At 65.2% G+C, this 14,402-nt stretch carries 16 protein-coding genes; 11 read left to right on the forward strand and 5 right to left on the reverse strand.

Annotated elements, in window-relative coordinates; all coding sequences use genetic code 11:
• Nucleotides 1-298: 298 nt before the first annotated feature.
• From IQ16_RS18695 to IQ16_RS18720, 8 genes are all read left to right on the forward strand, one after another.
• Nucleotides 299-913: a hypothetical protein gene (locus IQ16_RS18695; protein WP_018643567.1), complete on the forward strand. Its 615-nt coding sequence runs from the start codon at nucleotides 299-301 to the stop codon at nucleotides 911-913.
• A gap of 92 nt (nucleotides 914-1,005) precedes the next feature.
• Nucleotides 1,006-1,290, forward strand: coding sequence for a hypothetical protein (locus IQ16_RS18700; RefSeq protein WP_145831658.1), 285 nt, complete (start codon nucleotides 1,006-1,008; stop codon nucleotides 1,288-1,290).
• Between the two features lie 77 nt (nucleotides 1,291-1,367).
• On the forward strand, nucleotides 1,368-1,598 hold the full coding sequence (locus IQ16_RS18705) for a hypothetical protein (RefSeq protein ID WP_018643565.1): 231 nt from the start codon (nucleotides 1,368-1,370) through the stop codon (nucleotides 1,596-1,598).
• A 93-nt stretch (nucleotides 1,599-1,691) separates the two neighbouring features.
• Complete coding sequence (locus tag IQ16_RS18710; RefSeq protein WP_018643564.1) at nucleotides 1,692-2,045, forward strand: hypothetical protein; 354 nt, start codon at nucleotides 1,692-1,694, stop codon at nucleotides 2,043-2,045.
• Nucleotides 2,046-2,144: 99 nt separating this feature from the next.
• A complete protein-coding gene (locus IQ16_RS45180; RefSeq protein ID WP_018643563.1) occupies nucleotides 2,145-2,309 on the forward strand; it encodes a hypothetical protein in 165 nt (54 codons plus the stop codon).
• 439 nt (nucleotides 2,310-2,748) lie between these two features.
• Nucleotides 2,749-2,985 (forward strand): hypothetical protein, encoded by a 237-nt coding sequence (locus tag IQ16_RS18715; protein ID WP_018643561.1) that lies wholly within the window; start codon nucleotides 2,749-2,751, stop codon nucleotides 2,983-2,985.
• Entirely contained in the window at nucleotides 2,986-3,132 is a 147-nt protein-coding gene (locus tag IQ16_RS45185; RefSeq protein ID WP_018643560.1) for a hypothetical protein, read from the forward strand.
• A 118-nt stretch (nucleotides 3,133-3,250) separates the two neighbouring features.
• Nucleotides 3,251-3,502 (forward strand): hypothetical protein, encoded by a 252-nt coding sequence (locus tag IQ16_RS18720; protein ID WP_018643558.1) that lies wholly within the window; start codon nucleotides 3,251-3,253, stop codon nucleotides 3,500-3,502.
• Nucleotides 3,503-3,608: 106 nt separating this feature from the next.
• On the opposite strand, the gene IQ16_RS18725 is transcribed toward IQ16_RS18720, so the two are convergent.
• Both IQ16_RS18725 and IQ16_RS18730 read right to left on the reverse strand, forming a co-directional pair.
• A complete protein-coding gene (locus IQ16_RS18725) occupies nucleotides 3,609-5,318 on the reverse strand; it encodes a DUF6538 domain-containing protein (RefSeq protein ID WP_018643557.1) in 1,710 nt (569 codons plus the stop codon).
• A gap of 119 nt (nucleotides 5,319-5,437) precedes the next feature.
• Entirely contained in the window at nucleotides 5,438-6,391 is a 954-nt protein-coding gene (locus tag IQ16_RS18730) for a LysR family transcriptional regulator (protein WP_018643556.1), read from the reverse strand.
• Nucleotides 6,392-6,489: 98 nt separating this feature from the next.
• Between IQ16_RS18730 and IQ16_RS18735 the strand changes: the two genes are divergently transcribed.
• Together IQ16_RS18735 and IQ16_RS18740 are read left to right on the forward strand one after the other, a co-directional pair.
• On the forward strand, nucleotides 6,490-7,671 hold the full coding sequence (locus tag IQ16_RS18735) for an MFS transporter (protein WP_026312079.1): 1,182 nt from the start codon (nucleotides 6,490-6,492) through the stop codon (nucleotides 7,669-7,671).
• A 10-nt stretch (nucleotides 7,672-7,681) separates the two neighbouring features.
• On the forward strand, nucleotides 7,682-8,716 hold the full coding sequence (locus tag IQ16_RS18740; protein ID WP_018643554.1) for an aldo/keto reductase: 1,035 nt from the start codon (nucleotides 7,682-7,684) through the stop codon (nucleotides 8,714-8,716).
• On the opposite strand, the gene IQ16_RS18745 is transcribed toward IQ16_RS18740, so the two are convergent.
• Together IQ16_RS18745 and IQ16_RS18750 are read right to left on the reverse strand one after the other, a co-directional pair.
• The gene (locus IQ16_RS18745; protein ID WP_018643553.1) at nucleotides 8,713-10,335 is read right to left on the reverse strand and encodes an amidohydrolase family protein; all 1,623 of its coding nucleotides are present in this window, start codon (nucleotides 10,333-10,335) and stop codon (nucleotides 8,713-8,715) included. The genes IQ16_RS18740 and IQ16_RS18745 overlap by 4 nt on opposite strands.
• A complete protein-coding gene (locus IQ16_RS18750) occupies nucleotides 10,332-11,150 on the reverse strand; it encodes a uracil-DNA glycosylase family protein (RefSeq protein ID WP_018643552.1) in 819 nt (272 codons plus the stop codon). Before IQ16_RS18750 ends, IQ16_RS18745 begins: the two co-directional genes overlap by 4 nt.
• A 238-nt stretch (nucleotides 11,151-11,388) precedes the next feature.
• Here IQ16_RS18750 and IQ16_RS18755 point away from each other — a divergent pair, with 238 nt between their 5' ends.
• Nucleotides 11,389-12,963: an amidase family protein gene (locus IQ16_RS18755; protein ID WP_018643551.1), complete on the forward strand. Its 1,575-nt coding sequence runs from the start codon at nucleotides 11,389-11,391 to the stop codon at nucleotides 12,961-12,963.
• 48 nt (nucleotides 12,964-13,011) lie between these two features.
• On the opposite strand, the gene IQ16_RS18760 is transcribed toward IQ16_RS18755, so the two are convergent.
• Nucleotides 13,012-14,310, reverse strand: a complete 1,299-nt coding sequence (locus IQ16_RS18760; protein WP_018643550.1) for a TadE/TadG family type IV pilus assembly protein — start codon at nucleotides 14,308-14,310, stop codon at nucleotides 13,012-13,014.
• Nucleotides 14,311-14,402: the final 92 nt, after the last annotated feature.

The raw sequence follows: 14,402 nt of genomic DNA on the forward strand, positions 1-14,402 counted from the left end.
CTTTTTTCCGCGCTCTCGCGGGTCTGCCATTTCTCCGCTCTTTAGCGGCCCCGAGCTTGGGCACTATTGCCCGAGTGGCAGGCGCTGCCGTGACCCGCTCACGGCGGCTCGATCACCCTTGCTTCAAGCCAACTACGGAGAGCTCTATGCATTTCAACATTAGTCTCTTTAACGCGTCGCGTCGGGCCGGCTATGCCGCGGGCGTTCGCGGATGCCATCGCGCCCGCCTGCAGGACCATCTTCGGCGAGGGACTGCGGCGAAGTTCGCCCAGTCGTACTCACGTTAAGGCTGAGCGCGATGATCATCTTCTCTGTAAGCCGAGAATTCAAAGCGGCTCTTGTCGCAGGCCTTACGGCGCATGGCACCGACCGCCTGGTGCTGGCTGGCTTGGGACGTGTGTCGCGCGAGAATAGCGCTGCGGCGATTGCCGCCGTCATCGCGGCCTGGCCCGCGGAGCCTGACGGTCGCTATCGTATCGCGCTCAGTGACGTAGCCGGTTATATCGTCTGGCGGTCATTCGTGTGCTCTGAAATTGCTTTAGGCCGCGGCAAGCGGGACGACGTTGCCACGTATCGCGCCGCCCTCGGGATCGAGACTAAGGCCGCATACGACTATGTCGCCGCCGTGGTCAAGGGCAGCCGCATGAGGCCGTGCTCCGGCCGAACGTGGTCTGACAATACGCGGTGGGTGGTCTTTAGCTCCAAAATCGAAGAGCCTCGCGCGCGTTGGTCGCGCTCGGCATGGGTCGCACGGGCGCGCGCGCACAAAGTCTTGGCGGATGCGGGCTTAGCGTTGCCGAGGCAGCCGACGTGGAAGCCTATCGCCACCGCGTTGTTCGATGAGCCGAAACGCGTCGAAGCGCCTCCTGTCCTTTCAGCAGAGGACGACGCGGCGCTTGCCGCTCTCGCCTGAGGCCGAAACCTAGGCGGCGGCCTGCGGGCCGCCAATGGCCTGTCCGGTGGATGCCGGCGCTGACGAGGCCCAAAGTCAACAAGGAGATCAAGATGCCTGAACTTCGCGACTACATCAGCAACATCGAGTTTGCCACCTCGCTTCGTGAATTGCGCAGCGCGGTTGTGGATGCCTATGACTTCCTGGGGCAGCAAGACCTCGGCGATCTCGACGACTACGTGTCGATGTCGTCTCTGCCGACGTTCGGCGGCGAAAAGCCGGAGGACACGAATGAAGTCTGGTCATGGGATGCCGACGAACTGATGGTGACCGGCCCGGATGGCGACTTCGCCATTGTCGAACGCGAGGTGTGGGCCGACATTCAGGCTGGGGCATAACGCTCACGCGCAAAGCTGGTTCGCCAGTGAAGGACCCGAAGACGTGCCGCTGGCGGCGGCGAGGAGAGGAGAAGAGTATGAAGACTTTGCTCGAAACGGTCCGCGCTATCGAAGGCGCGGGTTTCGCCGTCAGCATCAGGACGCGCAAGTTCAGTGGCGAGGACATGCCCGAGGGCTACTACAACATTGACGCCCGCCGCGAAGAGGATGGCGCCCTTGTCGAGTGCTGCATCGGTAGCGAGAAAGGCGTTCCTGACCACGTGTTCGCGCAGACCATGGCGGTACTGAAGAAAGCCGCGCCGAATTAAGTTTGCGAATACGCCACCAGCGCCCGGCGGCCAGCGATGGCCTACCGGGCTCGGGGCCGTAGAGACGCCCTTCCGGCGTCGGAGGAGGCTACGATGACGGACTTCGACGACAAGGATATCGCCTTCGAGGCGGCGAACACGCTGCTCTGCGACGGCCAGGAACTCGCCACGGCCAGCGCACTGATGAACGCGTCCACCCTCGACGAACTCTGCGTCGTCTACAACGCGATCCAGGCTGATCTCCGGCCGGGCGAGACGCTCGAGGGCCGCCTCGAAGAAGCCGGATGCTTCTTTGCGTTCGGCAAGAGACCGGCGCCGGTTGGGGTGGCGTACTGGTCGTTTGACGACAAGAGGCTGCTCATCGAGCGGGACGGCAAGTACGTGATCGTCGACCGCGAGCCGCCGCAGCCCGGCGACGGTTTTGTGTTCGATCGGGTTTTCGGCTGATCCGTACCACATCGACCTCACGCCCGGCGGCCGACAGGCTCACCGGACTCGGGGCGTCAGATGGCGTCGCCTTCGCGGCGCCGAGAGAAGGAGGACAGAATGGCAGAACGCAACTACGCTGACCGCGAGCAGAACGAGGCCGACATCAACAGTCTTTACGGCTTCCCGGGAGAGGGCAACGCCATCGGCGACAGGCTCTATTCCGAGACGCAAGAATCCTTCGGCCCGGGCGCTTTCAAGGAGGGATGCTTCTCGTCGATGTAAGCCGGCCCGGCCGGATTCACCGACGAGTTCATCATGATGCTGGCCGCCAAGCATCGCGGAGGAGACCTCCGCTCAGCGCATCGTCCTTCTTCGCGGACACCGATTGCCTAAGCCCGCACAACATCGACCTCACGCCCGGGCTCGGGGCGTCAGAGGGTGCCGCCTTCGCGGCGCCGAGAGGAGGCAACATGTCGAACCGCAATCCCACGCAGGCTCGCGTCGGCGACCGCCCGCGCTTCAGCGTCCCGAAACCGTCCGCAAGGGCTTCTTCCGCTACGCCGCCACGCTCGAGGACCGGCTCGATCCGTACTGGAACGGCCTGAAGTTCCCGGCCATGACCAGCCGCCGCGCGCAGCTCGCCGCCTGGAAGCACGCCGAACGCATCGTCAACCGCGAGGCCGACCACGGCTTCGACTATTCCGTCGCCTGAGGAGGACACATGCCGAACCACAAGTACCGCGGCTACGACATCATCAAGTCCAGCCGGATCAGCCCGTATACGGGCAAGCCGGAATGGGAAATCCCCGCAGAGGAGGACTTTCAGTCCCGTTATCAGGATACGCTCGCCGACGCTCGCGCGCGCATCGACCGCATCATCAAGGAAGAGGCGGCATGGAAAGCGCAGCGCCCCGTGATCCTGGATGGGCTCGCACAGATGCTGGTTCGGTCGAAGTAGATGGCGAAGCTCTCGACCCGAGCTGCGCGCATCGAGACGGCCGCGGAGACGGCGTTCGGCCCGCGCGGCATGACGCAGCTCGCCACGGCAACCGGCGTCTCGCAGCAGATGCTGAGCTTCATCGCGCGGGGAGCGCCCGGTCAGTGACGACGCCTACCGCAAGATCGCCGCCGCGATCGCAGCGGAGGCGGCCCGCATGCGCGTCGCCGGCGCGCAGCTTGAGAAAATGGCGCGACAGATGCTGCGCGAACTGGAGGAGTAGAACATGAAGACGACAAAGCTGAGCGACGCCTTTCATAAGATCGAGACCGCGTTCCCGGACAGGAAGGTGCGGTATCACGTGATCGCAGGACGTGGCGAGGCGACGTTCGTTCCCGTCGCCTCGGATGGCGAGACCCTGCCGATCACAATCGGCATCAGGGACAATGGCACGTTCATCCACGACGACTTCGACGAGCGCCTCGCTCGCGCGACCGCCACGGAGTCTCTCCGGGGCATTCCGCCTTATCGCGGGTAAGCCGACTTGAAATGAATGACCTTCCGCGCAGACGACCGTCGCGGGTAGACCGAGCGCCTGCTTCTCCTGAGATGGCCCCCGGCTGCGAAGCCGGGGGCTTTCGTTTTCAGGCGGCCCGCTTAGACCGCGAGGCCTTCCGCGCGGCCTGGGCGGCGGCGTCGGCAGCGATCTGATCGGAGGTGCGGCGACGGACCCTATGTGGCGCCGGTGGCGCATTCAGCGCAGGGATGTCGAAGCGTGGATACTTTTCGATCTCCGCCGACATCGTCGCGACCCAGCGGTCGCCGTAGTCGTGACCAGCGTTCGAGTCCTTCGGCCGGTGTCCGGTGATGAAGCCTTCCACCTCGCGATCCATCTTCACGTGCCGCGCGACAGATTTGAACAGATGCCGCCACGCGTGGTTCGGTTGGACGTTCCGGATGCCGAGACCGTCGCGCACCCAATCGGCGACGCGTTCGGCCGTCTTTTTGAACTGCGGATTGGCCGGCTTCCCGCCGCGCGATCGCGCGGGATCGTAGAACAGCGGCTTGCCGAGCTTCCGCCTCTCCTCGACGTAGGCGAGGAAGGCGCCGTCTTGCTGCTCGAGGACGTGCGAGTGTATCGGCACCTCCCGCCACTGCGATGTCTTCTCGAGCGACGGTTTGATCATCATGCACCACTTGCCGGAGGTCGAGTCCTGCCTGACGTCGCCCGGATAGAGCGACGTGATCTCGTTGACCCGCGCTCCGCTGTAGGCGCAAAGCCACGGCAGCCATCGCCTGGCCGCGCGCTTCTCCGGCGAGATCATGTTCGACGGCGTGGCGAGCGTCGCCGTAAGGATGATCTTGGCTTCCGCCTGCGTGAAGCCCTTCTGTCGGGGCGGCGTCGGCTCCTCGCCAGGTTTCGGTTCTTCGACCTCGTCGCGGATGACGATGCCGCGGAACGGATTTTGCGCCAGGCGCCGCCGTTCGACCATGAAGCCGGCGGTGGCCGACAGCGCGGCGATCCAGACCAGGCGGACCGAGTTGCGGGCATAGTCTTTGTCGATCAGGTGGTCGGCCCATCGATAGCCGTCGTTCGTCGTCACCTTCGCCAGGTCCCGGTGCCCCAGCCACTTACAAAAATCGCGGATCTTGGGCCGCCAACGCTTCGCCGTCGGCCCGTCGACGCCGCCCTTCAGTCCTCCTTTCGAGGCGTACTCCTCGAAGCATTTGATGAAGTCGAGTTCCGGCGCCGCGCGCGCCTTCGGCAGCTTCGCCAGCACGGGGTTCGGGCTGTAGTCGTCCTCCAGTCTCGCGCGCCTCAGATCATCGACGGCGTCCTGCCTGGCCTGGATGTACATCGGCCGGAATTTCTCGAGATCTGCGGGGCTGATCTCGACGCCCTGCTCTTCGAGAAATTCGGCCATCGCTTCGTCGACATCGCGGGCAAGCAGGATGGTGGTGCGGAAGCCGGGGCCAGGTGGGTTGGCGATATGTCCGTCCCGGATCCGGACGTGTGCGGCGGCGCGAAGCGCGAGCAGGTCTTGGCGTGGCAGGGCCGTGGGTTCGGATCCCGGGGCGGGATTCGAACTCTCCTCGACGGGCGGCAGTCTGGGCGGCTTCATCGGTAGCGCGGCTACCGCCGCCGCCGTGGCCAGACGGGCCCATTCGCCCTCGATTTGGTCGTTGACGGTGCCGAGCTTCCTCTTTGCCTCGGCGGGATCTGCCGTCTTAAGGCTCCTCCAAACCTCCCATTTACCGACGAGCTTGCGGTAGCGGCGCGGAACCTTCTTCCGGATCCAGTAGTGCTGGCTGTTGGGACGCTTGACTGGGGTCGGCATCTTGATCGAGGGCATGGTGGAGCATCCCGGTGTAGCACCGGAGGCTCAAGAAGCCCTTGAATCGAAGGATAAACTTGAATCTAAGTGGTCCGCGCCACCGGCGGGGGCGAATCCCACTCTCTCCGCCATGGGCCTCATTTCACCAGCCTCCACCTCCCATCCCCCGCCCGCTTCAGCGCGGGATCGCTCACCTTCACATGCTCCGCCAGGAAATCGATGAAGGCGCGCACGCGCGCGGGGAGCGGCGCGGTGTGGCCGACATAGACGGCGTGGATGTCCTCGCGGTCGCCGGGATTGTAGCTCTGCAGCACCGGGACGAGGCGGCCGGCTTCGATGTCGGGGCCGATGTGGAAGAGGGCGAGGCGGGCTAGTCCCACGCCGCCGAGGCAGAGGCGCCGGGCGGCTTCGCCGTCGCTGGCGCGCGCGATCGGCGGCGGCACGGCTTCCTCGGTGCGATCGCCGCGCCGGAATGGCCAGCCGCCGCGGATGCGTGGAAAGGTCCAGCCGATGCCGCGGTGATCGGCGAGATCCTCGGGCGTCTTCGGCGTGCCGAAGCGCGCCAGGTAGTTTGGGGTGCCGACCACCACCATGCGGCTGGTGCCGAGCTTGCGCGCGATCAGGCGTGAGGCCTTCAGAGGCCCGACGCGGATGGCGACGTCGGCACGCTCCTGCATCAGGTCGATCAGCGTATCGGTCAGCATGAGGTCGAGCGTGATTTCGGGATGCTGTTCGAGGAAGCGCGGGATCAGCGGCATTACATGCAGCATGCCGAACGGGATGTTGCTGTTGACCGTGAGGCGGCCGCGCGGCGCGGCCCCCGAGGCCGCCTCGCGCTCGGCTTCCTCCATCTCGCTGAGGATGCGCACGGCGCGGTCGTAAAAGGCCTGGCCTTCCTCGGTCAGCGAGAGCTTGCGCGTGGTGCGGTTGATCAGGCGAGAGCCGAGCCGCGCCTCCAGCCGCGAGATCAGCTTGCTCACGCCCGACGGCGTCAGGCGCAGTTTTCGCGCAGCCTGGGTGAAGCCGCCGAGGTCGACGACGCGGACGAAGACCTCCATCTCGGCGGAGCGGTTGGTATCGAAACGGGCCATGTTGAATTCACGTCATAAATGATTGGATTGCGGACATTCTAATGGTTTTGTCGCGATGCAGCTATCTGCGTGGCTCGTCTCATCCATTGGAGCAACGCATGCCTCCCGCCGTTCTCGCGCTCACCGCCGGTGCCTTCGGCATCGGCACCACCGAATTCATCATCATGGGCCTCTTGCTCCAGGTCGCCGCCGACATGCATGTCTCCGTGCCGGTCGCGGGCCTGCTGATCTCCGGCTATGCACTCGGCGTCTTCGTTGGGGCGCCAGTCCTCACCCTGGCCACACGACGGCTGCCGCGCAAAACCGTGCTACTGGCGCTGATGGCGATCTTCACGCTCGGCAATGCCGCCTGCGCGCTGGCCCCCAACTACGAATTGCTGATGGCGGCGCGGGTGCTGACCTCGCTCGCCCACGGCACGTTCTTCGGCGTCGGCTCGGTGGTGGCCACCAGCCTCGTCGCCGAGGACAAGCGCGCCTCCGCCATCGCGACCATGTTCATCGGCCTGACGGTCGCAACGCTGCTGGGCGTACCCTTCGGCGCCTGGTTCGGCTTGATGCTCGGCTGGCGCGCGGCGTTCTGGGCGGTGACCGTGATCGGCGTGATGGCGTTCGCGGTGGTCGCGGTGCTGGTCCCCGGTCATGTCGGCAAGGGCGACAAGCCGATCTCGCTTGCTGAGGAAGTCGCGGTGCTCGGCCGTCCGCAGGTGCTGCTCGGCCTTGCCATGACCGTGTTCGGCTTCGCCGGCCTGTTCGTCGTCTTCACCTATATCCAGCCGATCCTGACCCGCTTCACCGGCTTTTCGGAAGCCGCGGTGTCGCCGATCCTGCTGGTGTTCGGCGTTGGCCTTGCGATCGGCAACGTCGCCGGCGGCAAGCTCGCCGACCGTGGCCTCGAGCGCGCCCTGATCGGCACGCTCGCCGCGCTCGCCATCGTGCTGCTCGGCCTTGCCGCAGTGCTGTCGGTCAAGATCGCCGCCATCGCGCTGATCCTGCTGCTCGGTATCGCCGCCTTCGCAACCGTCGCGCCGCTCCAGCTTCGCGTGCTGGAAGCCGCAGGTCCCAGCGGCCGCACGCTCGCCTCCAGCCTCAACATCGCCGCGTTCAATCTCGGCAACGCACTGGGAGCCTGGGCCGGCGGCGTCGCCATCGATCGCGGGCTCGGCCTCTCGGCGCTGCCGCTGGTCGCAGCCGGCATCACCGCGATCGGTCTCGTGCTGGCGTTGTGGAGCCTCCAGCTCGATCGCACGACGACCGCGGTCGCGGCGTGCCCGGCGGAATAGGAGAGCGATCATGGAATACCGCAATCTTGGCGCATCCGGGCTCAAGGTCTCCGTCCTCAGCTTCGGCACCGGCACGTTCGGCGGCCAGGGCCCGCTGTTTTCGGCCTGGGGCCGCAGCGGCACTGAGGAGGCCCGTAGGCTGGTCGACATCTGCCTCGATGCCGGCGTCAATCTGTTCGACAGCGCCGACGTCTATTCGAACGGCGCCTCCGAGGAGATCCTCGGTGCTGCGATCAAGGGCCGCCGCGACAAGGTGCTGATCTCAACCAAGATGAGCCTGCCGATGGGCGACGGCCCGCTCGACGCCGGCTCGTCGCGGCAGAGACTGCTGGCCTCGGTCGACGCGGCGCTGCGCCGGCTTGGTACTGACACCATCGACCTGCTCCAGCTCCACGCCTTCGACGCGTTCACGCCGATCGAGGAGGTGCTGTCCACGCTCGATACGCTCGTGCGCGCCGGCAAGCTGCGCTATGTCGGCGTCTCGAATTTCGCCGGCTGGCAGCTGATGAAGTCGCTCGCCATCGCGGACCGGCATGGCTGGCCGCGCTATGTCGCGCACCAGGTCTATTACTCGCTGCTCCGCCGCGACTATGAATGGGAGCTGATGCCGCTCGCACGCGATCAGGGCGTCGGCGCGCTGGTCTGGAGCCCGCTCGGCTGGGGCCGGCTCACCGGAAAGATCCGGCGCGGCCAGCCGTTGCCGGAAGCGAGCCGCCTGCACGCCACCGCACAGTTCGGTCCGCCCGTGGATGAGGAGCGTCTGTACGCCGTCGTTGATGTGCTTGATGGAATTGCCGCAGAGACCGGCCATACCGTGCCCCAGGTCGCGATCGCCTGGTTGCTGTCGCGCCCCACGGTCTCCTCCGTGATCATCGGTGCCCGCGACGAAGCGCAGCTGCGCGACAATCTCGGCGCCGTCGGTTGGTCGCTGAACGCGGATCAGATCAGGCGTCTCGACGAGGCCAGCGCGGTGATGCCCGCTTATCCCTATTATCCCTACCGCGTCCAGGAAGGCTTTGCGCGGTTGAACCCGCCCCTGGTCTAGGCAGGTGACTGATAGAACGCCGCGATAGCCGTTGCGATTCCGTCGGGAAGGTTCGTCTCGCTCTTCAGCGTGCCCAGGAAGGCGGGATCGCCCGCCACCGTGAGGCCATCCAGCTTGATCGGATGCAGCGGCTCGTCGGTCACGGCCACTGCCGCCAGATCGGGACCGGTGCGCACGCCGTCATATTCGAGCCGCGGGCGCAATTGGACATTGTTGCCGAACTGCTCGTCCAGCGCGAGGCGCCACCCGGTGCGTGACACCGTTCCGCGGGCGATCGCATCGCTCATGGCGAGGCTGTCCGTTTGCAGCGCGCCGAGATTTCCGAGTGCGGCCTTCAGGCGGCTCGTCGCTTCCGCCAGCGTGACTTTCTCGATCCCTGGATCCTGGTCGGGCGAGGAGAAGTCGATCACGCGCGCGCTGCTGCCGATCTTGAGGGCCTCGCCGCTTCCGCCGGCCTTCTGCATCACCGTCTTCGTTCCGTAGCGCGGCCGTCCGCCGATCGTGACCAGAACGATATCCTGCTCGCGCGATTTGATCAGGTGGGCGTAGGGATCGCCGGTGACGCCCTTCACGACCAGGAGATCGGCGAACTTGCCCTTGGCGATGGTCCCGAGCTTTGCATCCCATTTCAGGATCGCGGCGGGATTGCGCGTTGCCATCGCGACGATGTCGAAGTCGCTGAAGCCGAGACTGAAATGCGCGGACACGACCTTCGCCGCCTTCAGCTCGCCGAGCAGGTTTTTGCTGCCCGATGGCGACCAGTCCGAGCCGAGCGCGATGGTGAGGCCGGCGGTGCGTGCGGCCGCGACGTCGGTCGTCTTGCCGTAGAGCAGCAGATTGCTCAGCGGCGACCAGACGACCTTGGCATGATTTTCGGCCATCGTTCCGAAGTCGGTCGCGTCCAGCGCCGTGCAATGAATGCCGGCCAGCGACGGTTCGATTGCCCAGTCGCCTTGAGGGTTGCGCAAAGCGAGGAAGTGGCTGTGCGCCTTGGTGTCGATGCCCTCGCTCAGGTGCAGCAGGAAGCACGACGACGATTTCAGCTCCTTGTCGAACTTCGCCCAGTCCTCGGCATCGATGTCGGGAATCTTGGAGTGAGCGCGCGGCAGATCCGGCGGGCTGCCGATCTCGGCGGCCCGCAGCGCGCCCTTGTAGTACTTGTGGATCGTGCCGCTCCAGTTCGACAGCGTGATTCCCTGGCTCGTCGTCGTTCCCGCGACCATGCATTTGGCTTCGACATAACGGACCAGGGCCGGCAGCAACGAGCCGTCATCGGCGAGCGCGATCGCGCTCATCGGGCCGGTCACGGACGTCTTGTAGGATTTGGCATTCTGCCACTGGTCGCGATTGCCGTAGGATTGAGGCACCTGCCAGAGCGGCAGGATGTTGTAGCTCAAATGATTATGCAGCTCGATCAGGCCGGGATAGATGGTGCCCCCGGTCGCCACCGGAGCCACGGTCTCGAAGCCCGCTGGGGCCGGCTGTCCCTTCGGAACGATCGCGGCGATGCGGCTATCCTCGATGAAGATCGTCCCGCTCTTGATGACGTCGCCGTCAGTGGCCATCGTCACGATCCGCCCGCTCAGCGCCCAGCGCTTCGGGCCTGCGGCCGGGCTCATGGGATCACCCCATTGGGAATGGTGATCGTGATGTTGCGCCGCTTGGTGACCGCATCAGTGCCCTGGCGCACGGCCCATGGCGTGTCTCCGCGCATCCAGGCCGGCAGGCCCGCCGGAAGGTCCTTGGCGATGATGTCGACCAGTTCGGTCGGCTTGAAGGCATCGCCATAGGGCACGAGCGCAGTCTGGACGTCGGGATGTTTGACCGCAGGCGCGAGCGCGGCGAGGGCGGCATTCCATTTGGTCAGCATGAGCTTGGTGTTCGCGGCCTGCGTGGCGGCATCATGGGCGGAGCTTTCCGGCCAGGTCGGATGCGTGATGTGCTGATAGGCGAGCGTCTTGTAGGCCGCGCCATCGGCGGTCTTCAGCCAGGCTTTCCAGGCCTCGTCGGCAAGGCCGCCGAGCGAGACAACGGCCTCGATGTTGCTGGGCGCGAGCACGGCCTTGAACCATTTGTTGCGATAATCGACGATGCCGGGCTCGTTCTTGTGCTTGGAGCCGCCGCTCTGCCCGTAGACGCTGTACAGGAACGTATTCACCATCACGTAGCTCTGCGTGATGCCGAGCTTGGCCAGGAAACCTTGCGTCCGGCGTCCCGCGGTGCCGACCAGAATCCGGCGCACGATCGTCTCATGCTGGGCAGGGTCCTGTCCGACGACAAGCACACGCGCCGATCCATCGAGCCGGCCGCGATGGAAGATCGGTCCCCATTCAATGCGGAAATCGTGGGGATCGTAGGCTTCAGGGCCGGGATAGTTGCTGCACAGATCGCGAAAGGGTTGTTCGCCGTATCCGGCGTCGAACTCTGTGAGCATGGCAATGCTCCAATCTGTCGAGGTCAAAATAGCTGCGTTACTGAACCTGTTTATGCGGCAATCTTGGCGGTCATGTCCTAAAACACTCAACCAGTATATAGGTCGAGCCTGATCGCCCAAAGGTTCACGATCGTCTGGGCGTGACAGAGCGTCGCGACAATGCGCCATGCAGAAACGCACCTGTACACGGTCGCGTGACCTCCATAACCTCCGCGGCGCAATTTTTGGGAGATGCGACGTGGCGAAGAAGGCGGCAGCCAAGAAGAAAAGTACTGCAAAGAAGGTAACGAAGACCTCGAGCAAGACGAGCTCCGCCCGAAAGGGCACCGTCGCGAAAGCCGCGAAGAAGACAGTCAAGACGGCGGCATCGCGCAAGCCAGGCGCGGCACGTCGCCCCAAGGGTCCGGTCTGGCAATGGTCTGCGGTCGAGACCGCGGCCGCGATCCGCTCCGGCGCAATCACTGCCGTCGAGACCGTCGAGGCGCATCTGGATCGGATGCGCGCCGTCAATCCGAGGCTGAATGCGGTGGTCGTCGATCTCGGCGAGGAGGCGCTGAAGGCGGCGCATGCGGCCGACAAGCAGCGCGCCAAGGGCGGCGAGCTCGGCCTTCTGCATGGCGTGCCCATCACCATCAAGGAGAACGTCGACTACGAGGGACGGCCGAACTTCAACGGCGTGCCGGCGAACAAGGATCTCATCGCGCCATCGAATTCGCCTGTCGTCCGCAACCTGAAGAAGGCCGGCGCCATCGTCATCGGTCTCACCAACACGCCGGAATTCTCCTTTCGCGGCTTCACCGACAATCCCCTGCACGGGCTGACGCTCAATCCCTGGGACCCTGACATCACCTGCGGCGGTTCTTCGGGCGGTGCGGGGTCGGCGGTCGCGGCCGGCATCGGAACCATCGCCCATGGCAACGACATCGGCGGCTCGCTGCGCTGGCCGGCGCATTGCAACGGCGTTGCCACCATCAAGCCGACGCAGGGCCGCATCCCCGCCTTCAACGGCAGCGCAACGGCCGAGCGGCCGATGCTGGCGCATCTGATGTCGGCGCAGGGGCCGCTCGCCCGCCATGTCGCCGACGTTCGCCTTGCGCTGGAGGCGATGAGCCAGCGCGACCCGCGCGATCCCTGGTGGGTGCCGGCGCCGCTGGTCGGGCCGAAGCCGAAGGGTCGCATCAAGGTCGCACTCGCAAAGATTCCAGAGGACATGGATGTTGATCCGTCCGTCGCCGCGGCGCTGCGCCAGGCCGCCGATCACCTCGAGCGCTCCGGCTATCGCGTCAGCGAGGTCGAGGTGCCCGACATCAACGGCGTCTGGCAGACCTGGTGCGACATCATCACCAACGAGACGGTGGTAATGCAGGAAGCGAGCATGCTGAAGGTCACGACCGAGGACTTCCACAAGGCCTGGGGCGGAATGAGGGCCAAGGCCAATGGGCTCGATCTCAAGGCCTGGATGCAGGCGACGGCCGCGCGCAACGGTCACATCCGCGCCTGGCAATTATTCTTCGAGGAGTATCCGGTCGTGCTGGCACCGACCACGGTAAAGCCGACGCCGGGCCCGCGCGACGACACGGTCAGCGCCGAGCGGGTGCAGGAGATCTTCTGGGGCGAGATTCGCTTCATCTCCGCGATCAACGTGCTGGGCCTGCCCGGCGCGGTGGTGCCGGTGGCCGTCAACGAGGGCAAGCCGATCGGCGTGCAGCTCATTGCCGGCCGCTATCGCGAGGACCTCGCGCTCGATGCCGCAGCCGCGATCGAGAAGCGTGCCGGCGTGATCGCCCATCGCCTCTGGGAGACGCTGGCTTGATGCCATGTGCAAGGGCTCCGCGTCACGCGCGGACCCCGCGGGGGCCGATCAGTTGGTCAGATGCGCGGAGGCGATCGCCTTCTGGAACAGCGCGTTCAGCGCGTCGGTGATGCTCGAATCGCTCGAGACCTCGTAATAATAGCCCGACGTCGCGCAGGCCTGCATCTTGGTGGCGATCGAGCTGCGCCACGGCGCGATGTAGGTGTTGTACCAGCTGTTGTTGGTGATCGCGAGATAGGTGGTGTAAAGCACGGCGATCTTGACGCCGCGCGCCTTGATGGTGTCGCAGATCGTCGTCGTCAGCGGCTCCTGGCATCGGCCCGACGAGCTGATCACGGTCTGAGTGCAGCTCGAAGGGTAGTAGTAGTCGGCAACGCCGTCCGCGACGAAGAACAGCCATTTCTGCGGCGAGGACGAGGAGCCGTCTCCGGGTGTCGGGATCGCGCCGTTCATCGAAGACAGGATGCCGTCGAAATCCGTGCACATGTCGTTGTTGTAGTTGGTGTAGGGAATCGTCATCAGGTCGACGGCGGAAACCGCTGTCTTCACCGAAGAGAGGCTCGAGGTCAGCGCCGAGATCGTGGTGAGGCCGATCGAACCGCAATCGCTGCCCATGGTGTAGACCGCCATCCGGTACTGGTTGCTGACGAGCTGGCTCGCGGTCGCCGTGTCCGTCAGCGACTGCGTTGCGTCCCGCACCAGGTCGATCCGCATCTTGATCCCGAGCTTCTTTGCGATCGAATAATAGCTGTTGGTCTGCTTGGTCTTCTTCGAGCTCGACGTGTAGGTGTCATGGCAGGCGAAGGCGCAGCTGTCGGATGTCGCGTTCTGCAGCGCGGTCATGTCGGCCGTGGTGGCGCCGAGCCCCTGCGACGGCGAGTTGTCCAGCAGAACGTAGAAGTCGATGTAGGACGGCAGCGAGGCCGCCGCGCTCGAGGTGGCGGAGAAGTCCAGCGTCTTGTAGCCCAGGATTCCCATGAAATAGGTCGTCACCGACGACGCCGCCGTTCCCGTGGCGGTGCGCGTGGTGACGCTGTCGGTCACGGTGATGGTCACCGAGCCCGTCGCCAGGCCGTACGCGGACATCTGCCCGGTGAAGGTGTTCAGCGCATCGCTCTGCGCGGCCGATGCGCTCTTGGTGATCTCGCTCTTCGCGGTCGCGACCAGCACCGCGGTGTCGAGCGCAGCGATCAGCTTTGTTCTCGCCCGCGCGGCGAGGGAGTAGTCGACGGCGGCGCCGACGAAGGACAGCAGCGGCACCAGCGCCAGCGCGAAGATGACGGCGATGTTGCCGCGTCGATCGGAGACGAAGCGCGAGAGCAGGTGACCTCTGTTGGCGTTCGTCAAGCGGCATATCCAAAGCAAGAAGTGATGCGCCAGCGTAAAATCGACGAACTTACGCAACGATTGACCGCAGCGTGATCGTCGATGTCCGCTGA

This window comes from Bradyrhizobium huanghuaihaiense, assembly GCF_007830635.1.
GTDB lineage: Bacteria > Pseudomonadota > Alphaproteobacteria > Rhizobiales > Xanthobacteraceae > Bradyrhizobium > Bradyrhizobium huanghuaihaiense.

Bases quoted from the DNA above. Each gene is read 5' to 3' on its own strand.
- IQ16_RS45185 (WP_018643560.1), top strand. From the start codon at position 2,986: ATGGCGAAGCTCTCGACCCGAGCTGCGCGCATCGAGACGGCCGCGGAG.
- IQ16_RS18700 (WP_145831658.1), top strand. From the start codon at position 1,006: ATGCCTGAACTTCGCGACTACATCAGCAACATCGAGTTTGCCACCTCG.
- IQ16_RS18735 (WP_026312079.1), top strand. From the start codon at position 6,490: ATGCCTCCCGCCGTTCTCGCGCTCACCGCCGGTGCCTTCGGCATCGGC.
- IQ16_RS18740 (WP_018643554.1), top strand. From the start codon at position 7,682: ATGGAATACCGCAATCTTGGCGCATCCGGGCTCAAGGTCTCCGTCCTC.
- IQ16_RS45180 (WP_018643563.1), top strand. From the start codon at position 2,145: ATGGCAGAACGCAACTACGCTGACCGCGAGCAGAACGAGGCCGACATC.
- IQ16_RS18710 (WP_018643564.1), top strand. From the start codon at position 1,692: ATGACGGACTTCGACGACAAGGATATCGCCTTCGAGGCGGCGAACACG.
- IQ16_RS18725 (WP_018643557.1), bottom strand. From the start codon at position 5,318: ATGCCCTCGATCAAGATGCCGACCCCAGTCAAGCGTCCCAACAGCCAG.
- IQ16_RS18750 (WP_018643552.1), bottom strand. From the start codon at position 11,150: ATGCTCACAGAGTTCGACGCCGGATACGGCGAACAACCCTTTCGCGAT.
- IQ16_RS18720 (WP_018643558.1), top strand. From the start codon at position 3,251: ATGAAGACGACAAAGCTGAGCGACGCCTTTCATAAGATCGAGACCGCG.
- IQ16_RS18705 (WP_018643565.1), top strand. From the start codon at position 1,368: ATGAAGACTTTGCTCGAAACGGTCCGCGCTATCGAAGGCGCGGGTTTC.
- IQ16_RS18715 (WP_018643561.1), top strand. From the start codon at position 2,749: ATGCCGAACCACAAGTACCGCGGCTACGACATCATCAAGTCCAGCCGG.
- IQ16_RS18695 (WP_018643567.1), top strand. From the start codon at position 299: ATGATCATCTTCTCTGTAAGCCGAGAATTCAAAGCGGCTCTTGTCGCA.
- IQ16_RS18745 (WP_018643553.1), bottom strand. From the start codon at position 10,335: ATGAGCCCGGCCGCAGGCCCGAAGCGCTGGGCGCTGAGCGGGCGGATC.
- IQ16_RS18730 (WP_018643556.1), bottom strand. From the start codon at position 6,391: ATGGCCCGTTTCGATACCAACCGCTCCGCCGAGATGGAGGTCTTCGTC.